Genomic DNA, 17,628 nt, shown 5'->3' with positions numbered 1-17,628 from the left:
TCCCACTCAATGTTCTTTATATATAAAATAAAGAAATAGTTGTTTTAGTCTCTAGTTTTGAGACATACTGACTTATGAAATATTAACATTAAACTTCATGAATTGCAAGGTCTTACAGATTATATTTTTTCAATTTGTGTAAAGTCTAGCTCTACTGGCGTTTGTCTTCCGAACATATCAACATGAACTTTAACTTTACGTTTATCTGTATCGATTTCTTCAATGGTACCTTCGAAGTTTGCAAACGGACCTTCTTGAACCAATACTGTTTCTTTTAGTTCAAAGTCAAAGTCAGCATGCTGCTCGTCCATGCCCATTTGTTTTAAGATCATTTCTACTTCTTCTGGTAGAAGAGCAGTTGGCTTTGAGCCTGAACCTGCTGAACCTACAAAGCCCGTAACACCAGGTGTATTACGAACTACATACCATGAATCATCCGTCATGATGATTTCAACTAACACGTAGCCTGGAAATACTTTTTTCTTTGTGATTTTTTCTTTATTGTTCTTAATTTCTCTTTCTTCTTCTTCAGGAACAACAACGCGGAAAATTTTATCTTGCATACCCATTGTTTCTACGCGCTTTTCTAAGTTTGTTTTTACTTTATTTTCATATCCAGAATAAGTATGAACTACATACCAATTTTTCTCCATTTCTGAGGACTATACGTCCTTCCCTCCCAGCTCACTATAAAATAAGATGTCCTAATCTATTGCACAGACAACGCACTAGGAAAATAGTTGACTCCTAGCACAATCATTCTTAAAGCAAATTAAAAAACCCGTCTCCGGGCTTTTCTGAAAAAAACATAATTTAGCTTTATTATACCATGATTTAAGTCAATTTATTCAAGGGATTAAACGAATAAGTGACGAAATTCCGTAATCAACTACTACAAAAAAGAGTGTCATAAATACAACTGTAGAAATAACAGTAATTGTATAACGGGTTAGCTCATTTTTTTTAGGCCAACTTACCTTCTTCATCTCACGCCCAACATCACGCAAGAAATTTCCTACACGGTTCATGTTTGTAACCTCCAATAAAGTAAAAGGGGTATTAGTCTGTGCAGATTATTGATCTACTTTGTTTCACGATGAATCGTATGTGCGTTACACGTTTTGCAAAACTTCTTCATTTCTAAACGCTCTTCGTTTTGCTGTGTGTTTTTCATAGTCGTATAGTTACGACTAGCGCATTGCACACACGCAAGTACAACTTTTTTACGCATAATGTCAACCACCTATAAAGTGATAATGTCTATAAAAAAGTATCACAGACTTTCTTAGCATGTCAATATGAGGATAGAAGGCTACATTGTGATTTCACGAATCTCGAGGTAGCGCTCTAATTTCCTCTTCACACGCTGAAGTGCATTATCGATGGATTTGACGTGGCGGTTTAACTCTTCTGAAATCTCTTGATAAGATTGACCATCTAAATAAAGAACGAGAACTTTTCGCTCAAGATCACTTAACAGTTCAGCCATCTTTAATTCAATATCATCAAACTTCTCTCGATTAATGAGCAACTCTTCCGGATTTGCTACTTTTGTCCCCGAAATAACATCCATTAAGGTTCGGTCGGACTCTTCATCATATATTGGCTTGTCCAATGATACATAAGAGTTTAATGGAATATGTTTTTGCCTTGTTGCGGTTTTAATAGCGGTAATAATTTGCCTGGTAATGCAAAGTTCAGCAAAAGCTTTAAACGAAGCTAGCTTATCTTCTCTAAAATCTCTAATTGCCTTATATAACCCTATCATACCTTCTTGCACAATATCTTCACGGTCTGCCCCAATTAAAAAATATGACCGCGCCTTTGCTCGCACAAAATTTTTGTATTTATGAATCAAATACTCTAATGCGTCAATATCGCCTTTATGCACAAGATCGACAACTGTTTCATCCTCTTGTTGTTCGAAATGAGCATGCAGTTTTCTCCCATAATTATCGCCCATATCGATCCCCCCGACCGCACAGTAGATAGAAATATTATACAGTAGCTAATTCCGTACCGTCAATAACCTCACCGCTGTCCCCGACGCCATTTTTCGAAAATTTCGGCTACTTGATTGGAAAGTTGAATGCGTGCCGCTGGCTTTTGATTTTGAATAGACTTCACATCAAGATTAATATGTTTCTCAATTTGCTCAATTTCGTTGTACAATTCTCGAGCAGAAATTCTAAGCGCACCTTGTCCAAAAATTGCCCACTGTTCCGTAAAATCAGATGTGGCAACATGAATCTGTGTCTTCACATTGTTTAGCACTTGAGCCAGCTTTTCAATGTACTCATCCGCTGTTTCATTTTCTCTTGTAAATACAACGTCAACCTTATGATTTTTTGCCTTCTTTTCAATTCCTTCGACCATATGAGCATCGAAGACAATAATGACACGATAGCCCATATATGCTTGATACTCTGCCATCTTTTCGATTAACAGGTCTCGAGCACTGGCTAAATCATTATCTCTAAGCTTTCTTAGGTCGGGCCACGCACCTATCATGTTATAACCATCCACTAGTAGAATATCCATTCTTATTCACCTAGAGGATGGCGTTTTCGGTAAACCTCATACATGAGAAGACTAGCTGCTACAGATGCATTTAACGATGTAACATGCCCAACCATTGGAAGCTGTACAAGAAAGTCGCATTTTTCACGAATCAAACGACTCATTCCTTTTCCTTCGCTTCCAATCACTAACGTAAGCGGCATGCCTCCATCTAAGTTGCGGTAATCGTCGCTTTCTTTCGCATCTGTTCCAACAATCCATACGCCTCGATCTTTTAATTCATCAATCGTCCTTGATAGGTTTGTTACCCTTGCTACAGGAATATGTTCAATCGCTCCTGTAGACGCCTTTGCTACAGTGGCTGTTAATCCAACTGCACGGCGCTTTGGAATAATGATACCGTGTGCGCCAACGGCATCGGCTGTTCGCATAATAGAACCTAAATTATGGGGATCTTCAAGCTCATCTAACAGAAGAAAAAACGGACTTTCATTACGTTTTTCTGCTAAGTTAAATAAATCATCCAACTCTGCATACTGATAAGCAGCAACTTGTGCAGCCACTCCTTGATGAATACCATCTACCATTTGCTCAATTTTCTTTTTCGGTACAAACTGCACCAATACACCATTACGTTTTGCTAACTGCGTGATTTGCCCCATAGAACCGCCTTGCGATCCTTCGGCAATCCATAGTTTGTTAATGTCGCGCCCAGACTTTAGGGCTTCTAGGACTGGATTACGTCCAATGATAAATTCATGTTCCATGATTCATTCCTCCCTCTCCTTCATCGACGAAAGAGATAGCTTTAGTAATAAGTTCCATCATTCTTTCTTCTTCACCTAAGAGATACAAATAGCCTACGACCGCTTCAAATGCCGTACTGTAGCGATACGTTTGCACATCTGTGTTTTTAGGGACTGTACCGGACTTCGCATTGCGTCCTCGGCGCAGTACACCTTCTTCTTCTTCAGTAAAAAAGTTTTCATTTTTAAAATAATATACGATTTGCGCTTGTGCTTTTGCTGATACATATTTTTTAGCTTTATTATGAAGCTGGTTAGGGCGCACTGTCCCTAACACCAGCAGGTGGCGGCGAACATGTAAATCAAACACCGCATCACCCATATAAGCAAGAGCTAAGCTATTTAGCTGTTTTACATCTAATTTACTGCTGCTCATAACACTATTATCCTCTTTTCCATCTTGTTCCTTGCGCCGTATCTTCTAAAATAATATTTTTAGCTTTTAATTCATCTCGAATTTGATCTGCCAATTGGAAATTGCGATCTTTACGAGCTTGAATACGATCTTGGATCAATTGATCGATTTCTTCGTCTAGAAGTTCAGCTTCTCCAAACGTAATGCCTATCGCAGCACCTAATTCTTTAAACTCTTTAATAAAGGCTTCAATTACATCTGTAGACGTTGTTTGTTCTAATAAATACAAGTTAGCTTGCTTTGCTAGCTCGAACAGAACAGAAATGGCATTTGCCGTATTAAAATCATCATCCATCTCTTCAACAAACGTTTCGCGAAGCTCTTTTAGCTTTTCGAACCATTCTGAAGCATCTTCTTGAAGGTTTGTTGCTGCTTCTAGACGGTGAGTTAGGTTGCCGTAAGCTGTTTGCAGACGCTCAAACCCTTTGCGCGTATTCTCTAAAATTTCTTCGTTATAGTTAATTGGGTGACGATAGTGAACAGATAAAATAAAGAATCGAAGTAGAGAAGGATCGTGCTTTTTAATAATGTCATGAACTAACACGAAGTTCCCTAGTGATTTAGACATCTTTTCATTATCAATATTGATATATCCGTTATGAAGCCAGTATTTCGCAAACGTTTTCCCAGTGAGAGCTTCTGATTGGGCAATTTCATTTTCGTGATGAGGGAAAGCTAAGTCCTGACCGCCTGCGTGGATATCGATTGTATCACCTAAATACTTGCGTGCCATCGCTGAGCACTCGATATGCCAGCCCGGTCTTCCTTGCCCCCAAGGGCTATCCCACGCAATCTCTCCATCTTTAGTTGCTTTCCAAAGAGTAAAGTCTAATGGGTCTTCTTTCTTTTCTCCAACTTCGATACGAGCACCGGATTGCAATTCATCAATAGACTGATGTGATAATTTTCCGTATCCTTCAAACTTACGCGTACGATAATATACATCGCCCTCTGACTCATATGCATAGCCTTTTTTCACCAGTTCATCGATGAACTCAATAATGATATCCATATTTTCAGTTACGCGTGGATGCACATCCGCATGCTTGCACCCAAGAGCTGACGTATCTTCAAAGTAGGCATCGATGAAGCGGTTTGCGATCGTTGGAACATCTTCTCCTAACTCTTTTGCTGCCTTAATTAATTTATCATCCACATCTGTGAAGTTTGAGACATACTCTACATCGTAGCCCCTAAATTCTAAATAGCGGCGCACCGTATCAAATACGATCGCAGGACGTGCATTTCCAATATGAATATAGTTATACACGGTCGGTCCGCACACGTACATTTTGACTTTGTTTTCTTCTAACGGTACAAACGTCTCTTTTTGACGTGTTAACGTGTTATATAGCTTAATTGCCATGGTGAATCTTCCCTTCTTTTAATTCCTTTAATTGATTTTGCAGGTGTAAAATTTCTTTCTCTAGCTGTTTGAAACGCTCTGCATCTGGATCTGGCAAATCTTGATGATTCAAATCTTTTGGAATCCGGACGCCATTTTGAATGACGACTCGGCCAGGGATACCAACAACCGTTGAGTTTTCTGGAACGTCATTTAACACAACTGAGCCTGCTCCAATTTTGGAGTGCGCATGAATCGTAATCGACCCTAACACTTTAGCACCTGTTGCAATTAAGACATTGTCTTCAATCGTCGGGTGACGCTTTCCTTTTTCTTTCCCTGTTCCTCCGAGTGTTACTCCTTGATATACCGTTACATTATCTCCAATTTCGCACGTTTCCCCAATAACAATTCCCATTCCGTGGTCAATAAAAAATCGGCGGCCAATTTTCGCACCCGGATGAATTTCAATCCCTGTGAAGAATCGGCTAATTTGTGAGATTACACGTGCCAGAAAAAACCACTTTCTTTTAAAAAGCCCGTGAGCTAATCTATGTGCCCAAATAGCATGCAACCCCGAATAGGTTAATATCACTTCAATATAACTTCTTGCCGCAGGATCTTGTTCAAATATGGCCTCAATGTCTTCCTTTAACAACTTTAGCATCATCTCACCCCAATTCCGCTATTCCTCTATCTATTCATTGATTGTATAAAAAAACGCCCCTATGTCAAATGACACAGAGACGTATATACGCGGTTCCACTCTGTTTGGATCAACAAACAATCCCAACTCTGCTCTCATAACGTGAAAGTACCCGCTTTTGCCTACTTACTTATTAGCATTCAACAAAAGACTCAAAGGCGCACTTCAACAAGTTTTGTCATAGGTTACTTTCAGCCGGTGATAACCCTCTCTGATATGCAATGAACTTGCCTACTCTTCCTTCTCAACGATATCCATATTTGATTATTTTATCATATGGGCAAAATAGAAATTTGTTAACTTTAAATGCTTTGTAAACGTGCTAAAACTGTTTCTTTTCCTAAAAGAGAAATAGCTTTTGGAAGCTCAGGACCATGTGTTTCGCCTGTTGTTGCTACACGAATTGGCATAAATAGTTTTTTACCTTTTTGACCTGTTGCTTTTTGTACTGCTTTTGTTGCTGCCTTAATCTCATCAGCGCTGAATTCTTTTAAAGAAGAAATCTCTTCAGCAAATGCTTTTAACACTTCCGGTACTTGCTCTTCAGCAAGCACTGCTTTTGCTTCTTCACTGTAATCAATTTCTTTCTTAAAGAACATTTCAGTAAGTTCAACAATCTCAGCGCCAAAGCTCATTTGTTCTTGGTATAGAGCGACTAAGTCACGTACCCATTGTTCTGTTTCTGCATCGCGCGTTTCTTCAATTTTTCCAGCTTTCACTAAGTGAGGAACTGATAAAGCTACTACCTCGTCTAAATCCAATTGTTTCATGTATTGGTTGTTCATCCAACGTAATTTGCTTGTATCAAATAGTGCTGGAGATTTTGATAAACGAGCCGGGTCAAAAATTTCAATGAACTGTTCTTTAGAGAAGATTTCTTCTTCACCCACAGGTGACCAGCCAAGCATTGTAATAAAATTAAACAGTGCTTCTGGCAAATAGCCTAATTCTTTATATTGCTCAATAAACTGAATGATTGACTCATCACGCTTACTTAGCTTGCGACGATTTTCATTTACGATTAATGTCATATGACCAAATACAGGAGGCGTCCAGCCTAAAGCTTCATACACAAGAATTTGCTTCGGTGTATTAGAAATATGGTCATCCCCGCGAAGAACATGTGTCATCTTCATTAGATGATCATCAATGGCTACAGCGTAGTTATATGTTGGCGTACCGTCTTTTTTCACAATAACGAAATCACCAATGCCTTCAGACTCAAATGATACTTCATCTTTTACAATATCGTTCCACTTAATTTCTGTGTTACTAGGAACACGGAAGCGAATGCTTGGCTCACGGCCTTCTGCTTCTAGTTCAGCACGCTGTTCAGCTGTTAAGTTACGGCACTTACCTGAATAGCGGGGCATTTGACTGTTCGCTTGCTGTTTTTCACGCTCCTTTTCAAGCTCTTCTGACGTACAGTAACAGTGATACGCTAATCCTTTTTCAAGAAGTTCTTCCGTATACTTCTGATAGATTTCTGTACGCTCAGACTGGCGGTAAGGACCGTATTCACCGCCTACGTCAATACTCTCATCCCATTCAATACCTAACCATTTTAAATAGCGCAGCTGACTTTCTTCTCCGCCTTCGATATTACGCTTTTGATCTGTATCTTCAATACGAATAATAAATTTACCGTTTTGATTTCGTGCAAATAAATAATTAAATAGTGCTGTTCTTGCATTCCCTATATGAAGATGTCCAGTTGGACTCGGGGCATAACGAACTCTTACTTCGCTTGACATAACTAAGATGACCTCCAATTTAATATTACTTATAGTATGTATTTATATGTTTTAGACATGTTCTAATTTTATCACCAAATAGGTATCTGTCAAAGTCAACTGTTTTTATTTTTGATAAACTAAAACGGCTGCTTGGGCAGCAATTCCTTCTTCGCGTCCCGTAAAACCTAACTTTTCTGTTGTTGTTGCCTTGACGTTAATTTGAGAAATGCTCGTTTCTAACAGTTGTGCAATACGCTCTCTCATCGGTTCAATGTAAGGAGCCATTTTAGGCTTTTGCGCGATAATGGTGCAATCTACATTACTTAATTCATAGCCTTCATCTTTTAGTAGTTTCCATACGTGTTGAAGAAGCTTTGCTGAATCAGCATCTTTAAATTCAGGGTCTGTATCTGGAAAATGCTTTCCGATATCTCCTTTAGCCGCCGCTCCTAATAATGCATCTGCGATTGTATGCAACAGCACATCTGCATCTGAATGACCTAATAATCCTTTTTCATACGGAATTTCTAAACCGCCGATAATTAAAGGTCTTCCTTCTGCAAATTCATGTACGTCGAACCCTTGTCCTACCCGAATGTTCATTTTTCCACTCCTTTAGCTGTGTTTAACTTTGTTAATATAGCTTCTGCATATAACAAATCTTCTGGTGTTGTTAGTTTTATATTATCGTAATTCCCCTCTACAATCGATACTTTTTGCCCCGCTTTTTCTACTAAGCTTGCATCATCTGTACCTAAGTATTCATTTGTTTTTGCTTTTTCGTGTGCATCCATTACTACATCAAAAAGAAAAGCCTGCGGCGTTTGAATAGCCCACAAGCTAGAGCGTTCAACTGTTTCAATGACAGTACCCTGTTCCACACGCTTAATTGTGTCTTTTACTGGAACAGCCAGCACAGCAGCCTTATCACTAGCAGCTTTTTCTACTAACTCATGGATTGTGTTTTGTTGCACAAATGGACGAGCGCCATCATGAATTAATACCATCTGAGCCTGCTTTAAACTCTTAAGGCCGTTATAAACGCTATGTTGACGTTCATCGCCTCCAACTGTCAATGATTGAACCTTTTGAATTGGATATTCAGTTAATAACTCTTTAAAAATCTCCACTTCTTTTTCATTTACGACTAGCACAATTCCACTGCACCAAGGATCTTGTTCGAATTTTTGCAGCGTATGAATGATAAGCGGAACGTTTTGAATGGTTAAAAATTGTTTGTTCCGCCCCGCTTTCATTCGCTTCCCCTGACCTGCAGCTAAAACGATAATTTCATACTTCATAGGTATACTCCCTTTACCTGTTACGTCACAGTGCTTTTTCTAATAACTTGGGTTTCGCAAAAATCATACGGCCTGCTGAGGTTTGGAGTACGCTCGTCACCAGTACATCAATTTGCTTTCCAATATAATTTCTTCCTTCTTCTACCACGATCATTGTACCGTCATCAAGATAGGCAATACCTTGATTGTGCTCTTTACCATCCTTTATAACCAACACGTTCATTTCTTCTCCGGGAAGCACAATTGGCTTGACGGCATTTGCTAAGTCATTAATATTTAAGACGCCGACATTTTGAAGTTCACATACTTTATTTAAATTAAAATCGTTTGTAACGACCAACCCGGAAGTCAGCTTTGCCAATTTGACCAGCTTACTGTCCACTTCTTGAATGTCTTCGAAATCGCCTTCATAAATTTCTACCTTCATTGCCAGTTCTTTTTGAATACGGTTTAGAATATCTAGACCTCGTCTACCTCTGTTTCGTTTTAGAACATCCGATGAGTCAGCAATATGCTGAAGTTCCTCAAGCACAAAGCGCGGAATAACAATCGTTCCGTCTAAAAAGCCTGTTTGACAAATATCTGCGATACGGCCGTCAATAATAACGCTTGTATCTAAAATCTTAAGAGACTTTAATGATTCTTCGTTATCTGATTCTTCTTCTTGTCCTTTTTTCTTCCCAATTCGAGCTGGCATCGAAAACACGCTTACAAGCTCATCACGCTTTTTAAAGCCGACTTGAAACCCTAAGTAACCTAAAAGAATACTTAGAAAGATTGGTAAAATTGTACTTACTACTTGAAGTTGAATTCTGCCTAAAAAAGCTCCGACCAAGTAGGCCACAATAAGCCCTAAAATCAATCCTAAGCTACCAAAAAGTACATCCGTTACAGGCGCCTTCAGTAACGCCTCTTCCACTCGGCGAATTAATTCAACTATATAATCAACAATCCAAAACGTGACAAGGAAAAACAAAATGGCTCCCAGTATTGCATCGACGTAAGGTTTTTCTAGAAATGCTACATCTTGCAGATTTAATAATTGAATAAGTTCAGGTATAAAAAAGACGCCCAATGTACCACCTGTAATAATAAAAAATAACTGTACAAAACGTTTTAACACGCCTTCACCTCCCTTTATCATTATAAACAGTTTACAATGATTGAAACCTGTTATTTAACCAAAAAACAGAATTTGTAAACAAACTGTCACTTTTTTTGTATTTTCACAATATCTTAATGAATCAAACATTTAATGTCAATTAATATCCTATAGCTGACGGTTTGTGAGATGCTGCTCTTTTAGTCTTTTTAAGCCTTCTCTTATTTTCCGTGCTCGAATTTCACCGATACCTTCTACCTCATCCAATTCTTCTACCGACGCATCTGCTATCGTTTTTAAATCTCCTAATTCATCAATGAGATTTTCGATAATGATCGATGGAAGCCTTGGAATTTTATGAAGCATTCGATACCCCCTAGGAATAACGCTGTCTTCAAAGCTTGTATACATGGGATATCCCATCAAGCGAAGAAGCGTTTGGTCATCGAGAAGAACATTATTTGACGGCTGCTGCATGCGTTCGATTACTCGGTAAGGGTCAAAGCTGAGGTCATACATATAATCTTTGATTAATAAAGTTGCTTCTTCCTCTAAGTGAGAAAGTAGTTCATTCATTTGGAGACGAATTAGTCTTCCTTCTGTTCCTAACTCGCTAATATAGCTCAAAATTTCATTTTTAATACGCAGAACCATTTCTGTACGATGAAGCGACTGCAGCACATCTGTATGAGTTACTTGCTCTTCAAACTCTAATGCACTGAGACTTGTAATAGATTCGTCTAATACCGCCTTGTATTTTTCAAGGGTTCCAAGCGCTTGATTCGCTTTTGCTAAAATGACACTAATGTCCTTCAATACATACTGCAGAGACCCTTTGTAAAGCGTAATCACATTTCGTCTTTGTGAAATGGCTATCACCAATACGCCTGACTGCTTAGCTACGCGCTCTGCTGTACGGTGACGCATTCCTGTCTGTGAAGAAGGGGTAGAGGGGTCTGGCATGAGCTGAGCATTAGCAAATAATATCTTGCTTCCACTATCGTTTAAAATAAGCGCTCCATCCATTTTGGCTAACTCGTATAAGTGCGCAGGTGTAAATGCACAATTAATCGAAAACCCTCCATCTACCATCTTTTTTACTTGTTCATTGTAGCCCATAACAATTAAGCCGCCCGTCTTTGCCCGCAAGACGTTATCGATACCGTCACGAATAGGGGTTCCTGGTGCTACAAACTGCAGAATTTCTGATATTTGTTTTTGACTAACTGTTGTTTTTTCTCCTTCCACTTCTTATCCTCCTAATGTATATTGCAGAGCCTCCGCTACTGTTGATACCCCAATCACATCAATACCATCTGGGACTTTCCATCCTCCTAAATTTTTCTCCGGGATAATAATTCGTTTGAACCCTAATTTTACCGCTTCTTGAACGCGCTGTTCAATTCTAGATACTCGGCGTACTTCACCTGTTAATCCTACTTCTCCTACGATAACATCTGTAGCGCTAGAAGCAGCATCTCTGAAGCTTGAAGCAATACTAACGGCTACAGCTAAATCGATTGCTGGTTCATCTAATTTCACTCCACCTGCTACTTTTAAATAAGCATCTTGATTCTGTAGCAGCATTCCTACACGCTTTTCTAAGACAGCCATGATAAGCGAAACACGATTATGATCTACTCCCGTTGCCATTCTTCTAGGGTTTCCAAAGCTCGTTGGACTGATTAGCGCCTGCAGCTCTACTAATACAGGTCTTGTCCCCTCCATTGAAGCGACAACAACCGACCCTGCTGCTCCCTGAGACCGTTCTTCTAGAAAGATTTCAGATGGATTCAATACTTCTTCTAGCCCACTTTCTTTCATTTCAAAAATGCCCATTTCATTTGTAGATCCAAACCGGTTCTTAACCGCTCTTAATATACGATACGTATGATGACGCTCTCCTTCAAAATAAAGAACCGTATCCACCATATGTTCAAGAAGTCTTGGACCTGCAATGGCCCCTTCTTTCGTTACATGACCCACAATAAAGATGGCAATTCCATTCGTTTTAGCAACGCGCATTAGTTCAGCCGTACACTCTCGCACCTGTGAGACGCTTCCTGGCGCTGATGTCACATCAGCATGGTAAATGGTTTGAATTGAATCAATCACCACAAAATCAGGCTGCATGTTTGAGATGGCCTCTAGTATTAATTCTAAGTTTGTTTCTGCGTGAACATAAAGCTCTTCAGCTTTTACACCTAGCCTGTCTGCTCTTAACTTAGTTTGTTTGGTTGATTCCTCTCCCGAAATATATAGTACTTTATTTTGCTTCATTGCTAACTGCGTGGAGGTTTGCAAAAGTAAAGTAGACTTTCCGATACCCGGATCTCCCCCTATTAAAACGAGTGACCCTCTGACAATACCTCCTCCTAATACACGATTTAACTCTGCAGAAGGTGTAAAAATTCGTGGTTCTGTTGTAGATTCAATCGCTGTAATTGACTGAGGCTTTTGAACTTTAGAAGCAGTAGCTCCGGAAAAAGCTCCTCGGCGTGATGATTTCGTTTCTTCCATTTCTTCTACCATAGAATTCCAGCTTCCGCATCCGGGACATTTCCCCATCCATTTTGCTGATTCATATCCGCAATGCTGACATGCAAATTTTGTTTTTCGTTTTGCCATTATGTTATCAATCTCTCCGTTCATTCAATCGATTTCTATCTCTATTGTACACTATTTCCTAAGCTAAAATAAAAAGGGAGGCATACGTGTTTTTTCGTATGCCTCGTCTTGGTTTGAGTAAATTTAGCTGATGCTGCTTGGAGCGGAGGATTTGACAACAAATTCTCCTTTGTCTACATCTAGCGTCACTTTCTGACCTTTTTGAACAACTCCTTTTAGCAGCTCTTCAGATAAACGGTCTTCAATATGTTTTTGAATTGCTCTACGAAGTGGACGAGCACCGTATTCTGGATCAAAACCTTCCTCTGCAATCTTATCAATTGCTTCTTTTGTTAATTCAAGATCAATTTCTTGCTCTTTTAAGCGTTTTGTTAACTGATCCGCCATTAATTTAACGATTTCAGCTAAGTGAGGTTTCTCTAATGAATGGAAGACGATAATTTCATCGATACGGTTTAGGAACTCTGGACGGAATGCGCGCTTCATTTCCGCCATTACTTTTCCTTTCATATCTTTGTAGTCTTGCCCTTCCGCTTCTACTGTGAATCCTAAGTGCTTGCTTCGTTTTAATGTATCAGCACCTACGTTTGATGTCATAATTAAAATCGTATTACGGAAATCAACTGTACGGCCTTTTGAATCTGTTAAGCGTCCATCTTCTAACACTTGTAATAAAATGTTAAATACATCCGGATGTGCTTTTTCAATTTCGTCTAAAAGAACAACTGAGTAAGGTTTTCTTCTTACTTTTTCCGTTAACTGGCCGCCTTCCTCATATCCAACATATCCTGGAGGTGAACCTACTAAGCGTGAAGTAGAATGTTTCTCCATGTACTCAGACATATCGATACGAATCATTGCGTCTTCATCGCCGAAGATTGACTCGGCTAATGCACGTGCAAGCTCTGTTTTACCAACCCCTGTTGGTCCTAAGAAAATGAATGAACCAATTGGACGTTTTGGATCTTTCAAGCCTGCTCTAGCACGGCGCACAGCTTTTGCAACTGCTTTTACCGCTTCTTCTTGCCCAATTACACGAGAGTGAAGAATCTCTTCCATGTTCAGCAGTCTTTCTGTCTCTTCCTGTGCCAGTTTAGAGACCGGTACACCCGTCCAGCTAGATACCACCATCGCAATATCTTCTACGGTTACAGCTGAGTTTTCTTTACCTTGCTGCTCTTTCCAAATTTTCTTTGTGTCTTCTAATTCTTCGCGTAGGCGTTGTTCTGTATCGCGTAAAGATGCTGCTTTTTCAAATTCTTGGCTTTGAACAGACGCATCTTTTTCATTGCGTACTGATTCTAATTTTTGCTCTAATTCCTTTAAATTTGGCGGCGTTGTAAATGAACGTAAACGCACTTTTGAACCAGCTTCATCAATTAAATCGATTGCTTTATCCGGTAAGAAACGATCTGAAATGTAGCGATCTGATAGTTTCACCGCTTGTTCAATTGCCTCATCAGAAATAGATACTCGGTGATGCGCTTCATAACGGTCACGAAGCCCTTTTAAGATTTGAATAGACTCTTCCAACGTTGGTTCATCCACTTGAATTGGCTGGAAGCGACGCTCTAATGCTGCATCTTTTTCAATGTATTTTCTGTATTCATCTAAAGTCGTAGCACCGATACACTGAAGTTCTCCACGAGCAAGAGACGGTTTTAAAATATTAGAAGCGTCAATAGCACCTTCTGCGCCACCAGCGCCAATTAATGTGTGTAACTCATCGATAAAGAGAATGATATTACCTGCTTGACGAATTTCATCCATTACTTTCTTCAAGCGATCTTCAAATTCCCCGCGGTATTTTGTACCAGCAACGACCGTTCCCATATCCAAAGTCATAACGCGTTTGTCACGTAAAATTTCTGGAACTTCATTGTTGACGATTTGCTGAGCCAAACCTTCAGCGATTGCCGTTTTACCGACACCTGGCTCCCCAATTAATACAGGGTTGTTTTTTGTGCGTCGGCTTAACACTTCAATAACACGCTGAATTTCTTTCCCACGTCCGATAACAGGGTCTAAGCTTCCTTCGCGTGCTATAACTGTTAAATCGCGTGCTAAGCTGTCTAGCGTAGGTGTATTGGCATTTGAAGAGCCTCCGCCTTGATGGCTTGAAGCAGCTTCATTGCTACCTAACAAATGAAGCACTTGCTGACGAGCTTTATTTAGGCTGACGCCTAGATTATTTAAAACGCGTGCTGCAACGCCTTCACCTTCACGAATTAAGCCTAGTAAGATATGTTCTGTTCCTACATAAGAGTGACCAAGCTTTCGCGCTTCGTCCATTGAAAGTTCAATGACTTTTTTCGCTCGAGGTGTATAATGAATGGTCTGCGTTAATTCTTGACCTCTGCCAATTAATGCTTCTACTTCTTTTTGAATTTTTTCAGTGCTTAGGCCTAGAGCAGAAAGAGCTTTTGCTGCAATCCCTTCACCTTCACGAACGATACCTAATAAAATGTGTTCCGTTCCAATATTGTTGTGACCTAGGCGTAGTGCTTCTTCCTGTGCTAAAGCTAATACTTTTTGTGCGCGCTCTGTAAATCTACCAAACATCATATAATCGTCACCCTCCACGTTTAATTTATGTTTTTATTTATAGTGAGACGTTCTCGAATTAAGGTGGCTCTTTTAATATCTCGTTCTTGAGGCTTTAGAGGCCCTCCAGAATACTTTTGCAAAAAGCCTGGCTGCGTCATAATGATAAGTTCATTCAATATATTTTGACTCAGTCCTTTTATATACCCTAAATCGATTCCTAATCGAACATCTGATAAACATTGTGAAGCTTCTTTTGACTCAATAATACGGCTATTGGCCAATACTCCATATGAACGATACACTCGATCTTCTAGTTCTAAACGAGATGTTTTAAACAGCGCGTCTCTTGCAGAGTGCTCTTGCGTAATCAACTGCTGGACGACACTATTTAAATCTGCCACAATATCTTCTTCGGATTTCCCTAAGGTCATCTGATTAGAAATTTGAAAGATATTCCCTAAAGCTTCGCTACCTTCACCGTAAATTCCTCTCACCACTAAGCCAAGCTGGTTGATAGCAGGAATAATACGATGAATTTGACGGGTCATCACTAAAGCGGGCAGATGCATCATCACAGATGCACGTAGCCCAGTACCCACATTTGTGGGACAGCTGGTTAAGTACCCTCTATTTTCATCAAACGCATAATCTACGTATTTCTCAATCCAATTATCTACTTTATTTGCTGTGCTTAGAGCTTCAGATAATTGGAGACCTGGAAATAAACATTGTATGCGTAAATGATCTTCTTCATTAACCATAATACTCAAATCTTCTTTTTCTGATAAAAAACAAGCTCCGTCGTTATCTCCTTCAGCCAAGTTGGGACTGATAAGATGCTTTTCAACCAACACTTGCTTTTGAAGAGGCTGTAAGTCGTTCATCTTTAGTAAATGCAAATTCCACTGATTGGTGTTTTCACTTTTTTGAAAAACTTGCTCGAATACTCGAACCACTTCAACTGCTTGTTCTTTAGAAAAGAGAGTTGGAAAAAGATAATGAGTTAAATTTCGAGCCAGCCTGATTCGACTGCTTAAAACAATATCTGAGTTTGAAGCTTCTTGACGCATCCAAGAGCTAACAGGCTGGGAAAAGAACAAATCCTGGGACATGAATTACGCTTCCTCCTCTCTCGATTCGTTCATCTTCTTTTCTAGTAATCGAATATGATCTCGGAGTTCGGCTGCTTTCTCAAACTCTTCTTTTTCGATATACTCTTTTAAGTTCAATCTCAATGCCTGTAATTCCTTTTTTAAATGAAGATTACTTGCAATTCGTGCTGGTATTTTTCCATGATGTAGATAATTACCTCCATGCAGTCTCTTCAAAAAAGGAATAAGAGGCCGCTCAAATGTTTTGTAGCAGTCTGCACATCCAAACCTGCCGATTTTAGCAAATTTTTGATATGTCATACCGCAAGTGGGACAAGAAAGAACCTCCTGACTTTGTTGCTTATAGTTTTCTGTCACTGCTGGATCTAGGTTAAGCAGGCCAGCTAGTAAGTTATTGATTGAAAAACCTTCCTGATTTGAAAAAGAAAATGTATCTCCATTTTCTGAAGCGCATTGTTCACATACATGCATCTCCGTCTTTTCACCATTAATAATTTTTGTGAAGTGAAGAGTTGCAGGTCTCATTTCACATTGCTGACAAATCATCCTGTCATCACTCCCTGTTCTAAATAAAATAGATCATGAGTTTATCGATAGCGTAATGCATTAAGCATTGCTTTTAAAAGATTAGCTCTTAGCTCATCACGATAAGGAAGTTCAATATTAATAACTGAACGATTGATAACACTCAACATGATTCTTGCTTCTCGTTCTGTGATGACTTTTTCTTCAACTAACCTAATAATGACGTTTTCAGCACTCACTTGTGAAATTTCATTTTGAATCATCTCAATTACTTGCTGAAACAAATCCGCTGCATCATGCATTTTCACCTTTGCAATACGAATAAAGCCCCCGCCGCCTCGCTTACTTTCTACAAGATAACCTCTCTCAACTGTAAAACGGGTATTGATAACATAATTAATTTGCGACGGAACGCATTGAAATTTATCAGCAATCTCACTGCGCCTTATTTCAACAATTTCTCTTTCACTTAATTCAAGTACTTGTTTTAAATACTGTTCGATAATGTCAGAGATATTTGGCACGTTGCCCCCTCCTTCTGACTTTGACTATATTTGACCTTAATTTAAATATAAAAGGAAACGAAAAAATTTTCAACTATGTACTATTAAAGTTTATTCTTTACTTTTATCGTTGCCACTAAAATTTATTTCAAAACCTACAAATAGTGAATTTTATTGTTCTTACTATACTTTTTCACAAAATAAATAAATTGTAAACAAAAAAGGACTAGCTAAAATAGCTAGTCCTTTTTCAGGTGCCTGGCAACGTCCTACTCTCACAGGGACAAAGTCCCAACTACCATTGGCGCTAAAGAGCTTAACTTCCGTGTTCGGTATGGGAACGGGTGTGACCTCTTCGCTATCGCCACCAGACAAGAGATTG

General features: G+C 39.2%; 19 protein-coding genes, 1 rRNA gene and 1 other annotated feature. All 20 genes read right to left on the bottom strand.

Going from position 1 to position 17,628, the window contains the following annotated elements:
• Positions 1-119: 119 nt before the first annotated feature.
• Positions 120-653: a transcription termination/antitermination protein NusG gene (nusG, locus tag M3225_RS26285; RefSeq protein WP_014462032.1), complete on the bottom strand. Its 534-nt coding sequence runs from the start codon at positions 651-653 to the stop codon at positions 120-122.
• Between the two features lie 195 nt (positions 654-848).
• Positions 849-1,028 (bottom strand): preprotein translocase subunit SecE, encoded by a 180-nt coding sequence (gene secE / locus M3225_RS26280; RefSeq protein WP_013054912.1) that lies wholly within the window; start codon positions 1,026-1,028, stop codon positions 849-851.
• A gap of 53 nt (positions 1,029-1,081) precedes the next feature.
• Entirely contained in the window at positions 1,082-1,231 is a 150-nt protein-coding gene (gene rpmG / locus M3225_RS26275; RefSeq protein WP_013081365.1) for a 50S ribosomal protein L33, read from the bottom strand.
• A gap of 81 nt (positions 1,232-1,312) precedes the next feature.
• Complete coding sequence (gene sigH / locus M3225_RS26270) at positions 1,313-1,963, bottom strand: RNA polymerase sporulation sigma factor SigH (protein ID WP_251399871.1); 651 nt, start codon at positions 1,961-1,963, stop codon at positions 1,313-1,315.
• A 68-nt stretch (positions 1,964-2,031) separates the two neighbouring features.
• Positions 2,032-2,541: an NYN domain-containing protein gene (locus tag M3225_RS26265; RefSeq protein ID WP_251399868.1), complete on the bottom strand. Its 510-nt coding sequence runs from the start codon at positions 2,539-2,541 to the stop codon at positions 2,032-2,034.
• 2 nt (positions 2,542-2,543) lie between these two features.
• Positions 2,544-3,287 carry a 23S rRNA (guanosine(2251)-2'-O)-methyltransferase RlmB gene (gene rlmB, locus M3225_RS26260; RefSeq protein WP_251399864.1) on the bottom strand — a complete coding sequence of 248 codons (744 nt, stop codon included), beginning with the start codon at positions 3,285-3,287 and terminating at the stop codon, positions 2,544-2,546.
• Positions 3,277-3,702 (bottom strand): Mini-ribonuclease 3, encoded by a 426-nt coding sequence (locus M3225_RS26255; protein ID WP_013054907.1) that lies wholly within the window; start codon positions 3,700-3,702, stop codon positions 3,277-3,279. Before M3225_RS26255 ends, rlmB begins: the two co-directional genes overlap by 11 nt.
• Before the next feature lie 7 nt (positions 3,703-3,709).
• Positions 3,710-5,107 (bottom strand): cysteine--tRNA ligase, encoded by a 1,398-nt coding sequence (gene cysS / locus M3225_RS26250; protein WP_251399846.1) that lies wholly within the window; start codon positions 5,105-5,107, stop codon positions 3,710-3,712.
• Positions 5,097-5,753, bottom strand: coding sequence for a serine O-acetyltransferase (cysE, locus tag M3225_RS26245; protein ID WP_013054905.1), 657 nt, complete (start codon positions 5,751-5,753; stop codon positions 5,097-5,099). The genes cysS and cysE overlap by 11 nt, the downstream gene beginning before the upstream one ends.
• Positions 5,754-5,825: 72 nt before the next feature.
• Positions 5,826-6,049, bottom strand: a binding site (T-box leader).
• Positions 6,050-6,094: 45 nt separating this feature from the next.
• Positions 6,095-7,546: a glutamate--tRNA ligase gene (gene gltX / locus M3225_RS26240; protein ID WP_251399843.1), complete on the bottom strand. Its 1,452-nt coding sequence runs from the start codon at positions 7,544-7,546 to the stop codon at positions 6,095-6,097.
• A gap of 105 nt (positions 7,547-7,651) precedes the next feature.
• Complete coding sequence (ispF, locus tag M3225_RS26235) at positions 7,652-8,131, bottom strand: 2-C-methyl-D-erythritol 2,4-cyclodiphosphate synthase (protein ID WP_251399839.1); 480 nt, start codon at positions 8,129-8,131, stop codon at positions 7,652-7,654.
• Positions 8,128-8,829 (bottom strand): 2-C-methyl-D-erythritol 4-phosphate cytidylyltransferase, encoded by a 702-nt coding sequence (ispD, locus tag M3225_RS26230; protein WP_182421727.1) that lies wholly within the window; start codon positions 8,827-8,829, stop codon positions 8,128-8,130. The genes ispF and ispD overlap by 4 nt, the downstream gene beginning before the upstream one ends.
• Positions 8,830-8,854: 25 nt before the next feature.
• Positions 8,855-9,952, bottom strand: a complete 1,098-nt coding sequence (locus M3225_RS26225) for a PIN/TRAM domain-containing protein (protein ID WP_251399823.1) — start codon at positions 9,950-9,952, stop codon at positions 8,855-8,857.
• Positions 9,953-10,099: 147 nt separating this feature from the next.
• A complete protein-coding gene (disA, locus tag M3225_RS26220) occupies positions 10,100-11,179 on the bottom strand; it encodes a DNA integrity scanning diadenylate cyclase DisA (RefSeq protein WP_013054900.1) in 1,080 nt (359 codons plus the stop codon).
• Between the two features lie 3 nt (positions 11,180-11,182).
• Complete coding sequence (gene radA / locus M3225_RS26215; RefSeq protein WP_251399821.1) at positions 11,183-12,559, bottom strand: DNA repair protein RadA; 1,377 nt, start codon at positions 12,557-12,559, stop codon at positions 11,183-11,185.
• Positions 12,560-12,682: 123 nt separating this feature from the next.
• Positions 12,683-15,124, bottom strand: a complete 2,442-nt coding sequence (gene clpC, locus M3225_RS26210) for an ATP-dependent protease ATP-binding subunit ClpC (RefSeq protein WP_195781465.1) — start codon at positions 15,122-15,124, stop codon at positions 12,683-12,685.
• Between the two features lie 20 nt (positions 15,125-15,144).
• Positions 15,145-16,218: a protein arginine kinase gene (locus M3225_RS26205; RefSeq protein ID WP_251399810.1), complete on the bottom strand. Its 1,074-nt coding sequence runs from the start codon at positions 16,216-16,218 to the stop codon at positions 15,145-15,147.
• A gap of 3 nt (positions 16,219-16,221) precedes the next feature.
• On the bottom strand, positions 16,222-16,764 hold the full coding sequence (locus tag M3225_RS26200) for a UvrB/UvrC motif-containing protein (protein WP_251399806.1): 543 nt from the start codon (positions 16,762-16,764) through the stop codon (positions 16,222-16,224).
• 41 nt (positions 16,765-16,805) lie between these two features.
• Positions 16,806-17,267, bottom strand: coding sequence for a CtsR family transcriptional regulator (locus M3225_RS26195; RefSeq protein ID WP_251399803.1), 462 nt, complete (start codon positions 17,265-17,267; stop codon positions 16,806-16,808).
• A gap of 235 nt (positions 17,268-17,502) precedes the next feature.
• Positions 17,503-17,618: ribosomal RNA gene (rrf, locus tag M3225_RS26190) — 5S ribosomal RNA — on the bottom strand.
• Between the last annotated feature and the right edge of the window lie 10 nt (positions 17,619-17,628).

It is taken from the genome of Priestia aryabhattai (genome assembly GCF_023715685.1).
GTDB classification, from domain to species: Bacteria; Bacillota; Bacilli; order Bacillales; family Bacillaceae_H; genus Priestia; species Priestia aryabhattai_B.
This window is presented reverse-complemented; position numbering and strand designations above follow the sequence as displayed.

Excerpts from the sequence above, each read along its gene's own strand:
- nusG (WP_014462032.1), bottom strand. The coding sequence starts at position 653 with ATGGAGAAAAATTGGTATGTAGTTCATACTTATTCTGGATATGAAAAT.
- secE (WP_013054912.1), bottom strand. The coding sequence starts at position 1,028 with ATGAACCGTGTAGGAAATTTCTTGCGTGATGTTGGGCGTGAGATGAAG.
- rpmG (WP_013081365.1), bottom strand. The coding sequence starts at position 1,231 with ATGCGTAAAAAAGTTGTACTTGCGTGTGTGCAATGCGCTAGTCGTAAC.
- sigH (WP_251399871.1), bottom strand. The coding sequence starts at position 1,963 with ATGGGCGATAATTATGGGAGAAAACTGCATGCTCATTTCGAACAACAA.
- M3225_RS26265 (WP_251399868.1), bottom strand. The coding sequence starts at position 2,541 with ATGGATATTCTACTAGTGGATGGTTATAACATGATAGGTGCGTGGCCC.
- rlmB (WP_251399864.1), bottom strand. The coding sequence starts at position 3,287 with ATGGAACATGAATTTATCATTGGACGTAATCCAGTCCTAGAAGCCCTA.
- M3225_RS26255 (WP_013054907.1), bottom strand. The coding sequence starts at position 3,702 with ATGAGCAGCAGTAAATTAGATGTAAAACAGCTAAATAGCTTAGCTCTT.
- cysS (WP_251399846.1), bottom strand. The coding sequence starts at position 5,107 with ATGGCAATTAAGCTATATAACACGTTAACACGTCAAAAAGAGACGTTT.
- cysE (WP_013054905.1), bottom strand. The coding sequence starts at position 5,753 with ATGCTAAAGTTGTTAAAGGAAGACATTGAGGCCATATTTGAACAAGAT.
- gltX (WP_251399843.1), bottom strand. The coding sequence starts at position 7,546 with ATGTCAAGCGAAGTAAGAGTTCGTTATGCCCCGAGTCCAACTGGACAT.
- ispF (WP_251399839.1), bottom strand. The coding sequence starts at position 8,131 with ATGAACATTCGGGTAGGACAAGGGTTCGACGTACATGAATTTGCAGAA.
- ispD (WP_182421727.1), bottom strand. The coding sequence starts at position 8,829 with ATGAAGTATGAAATTATCGTTTTAGCTGCAGGTCAGGGGAAGCGAATG.
- radA (WP_251399821.1), bottom strand. The coding sequence starts at position 12,559 with ATGGCAAAACGAAAAACAAAATTTGCATGTCAGCATTGCGGATATGAA.
- clpC (WP_195781465.1), bottom strand. The coding sequence starts at position 15,124 with ATGATGTTTGGTAGATTTACAGAGCGCGCACAAAAAGTATTAGCTTTA.
- M3225_RS26205 (WP_251399810.1), bottom strand. The coding sequence starts at position 16,218 with ATGTCCCAGGATTTGTTCTTTTCCCAGCCTGTTAGCTCTTGGATGCGT.
- M3225_RS26200 (WP_251399806.1), bottom strand. The coding sequence starts at position 16,764 with ATGATTTGTCAGCAATGTGAAATGAGACCTGCAACTCTTCACTTCACA.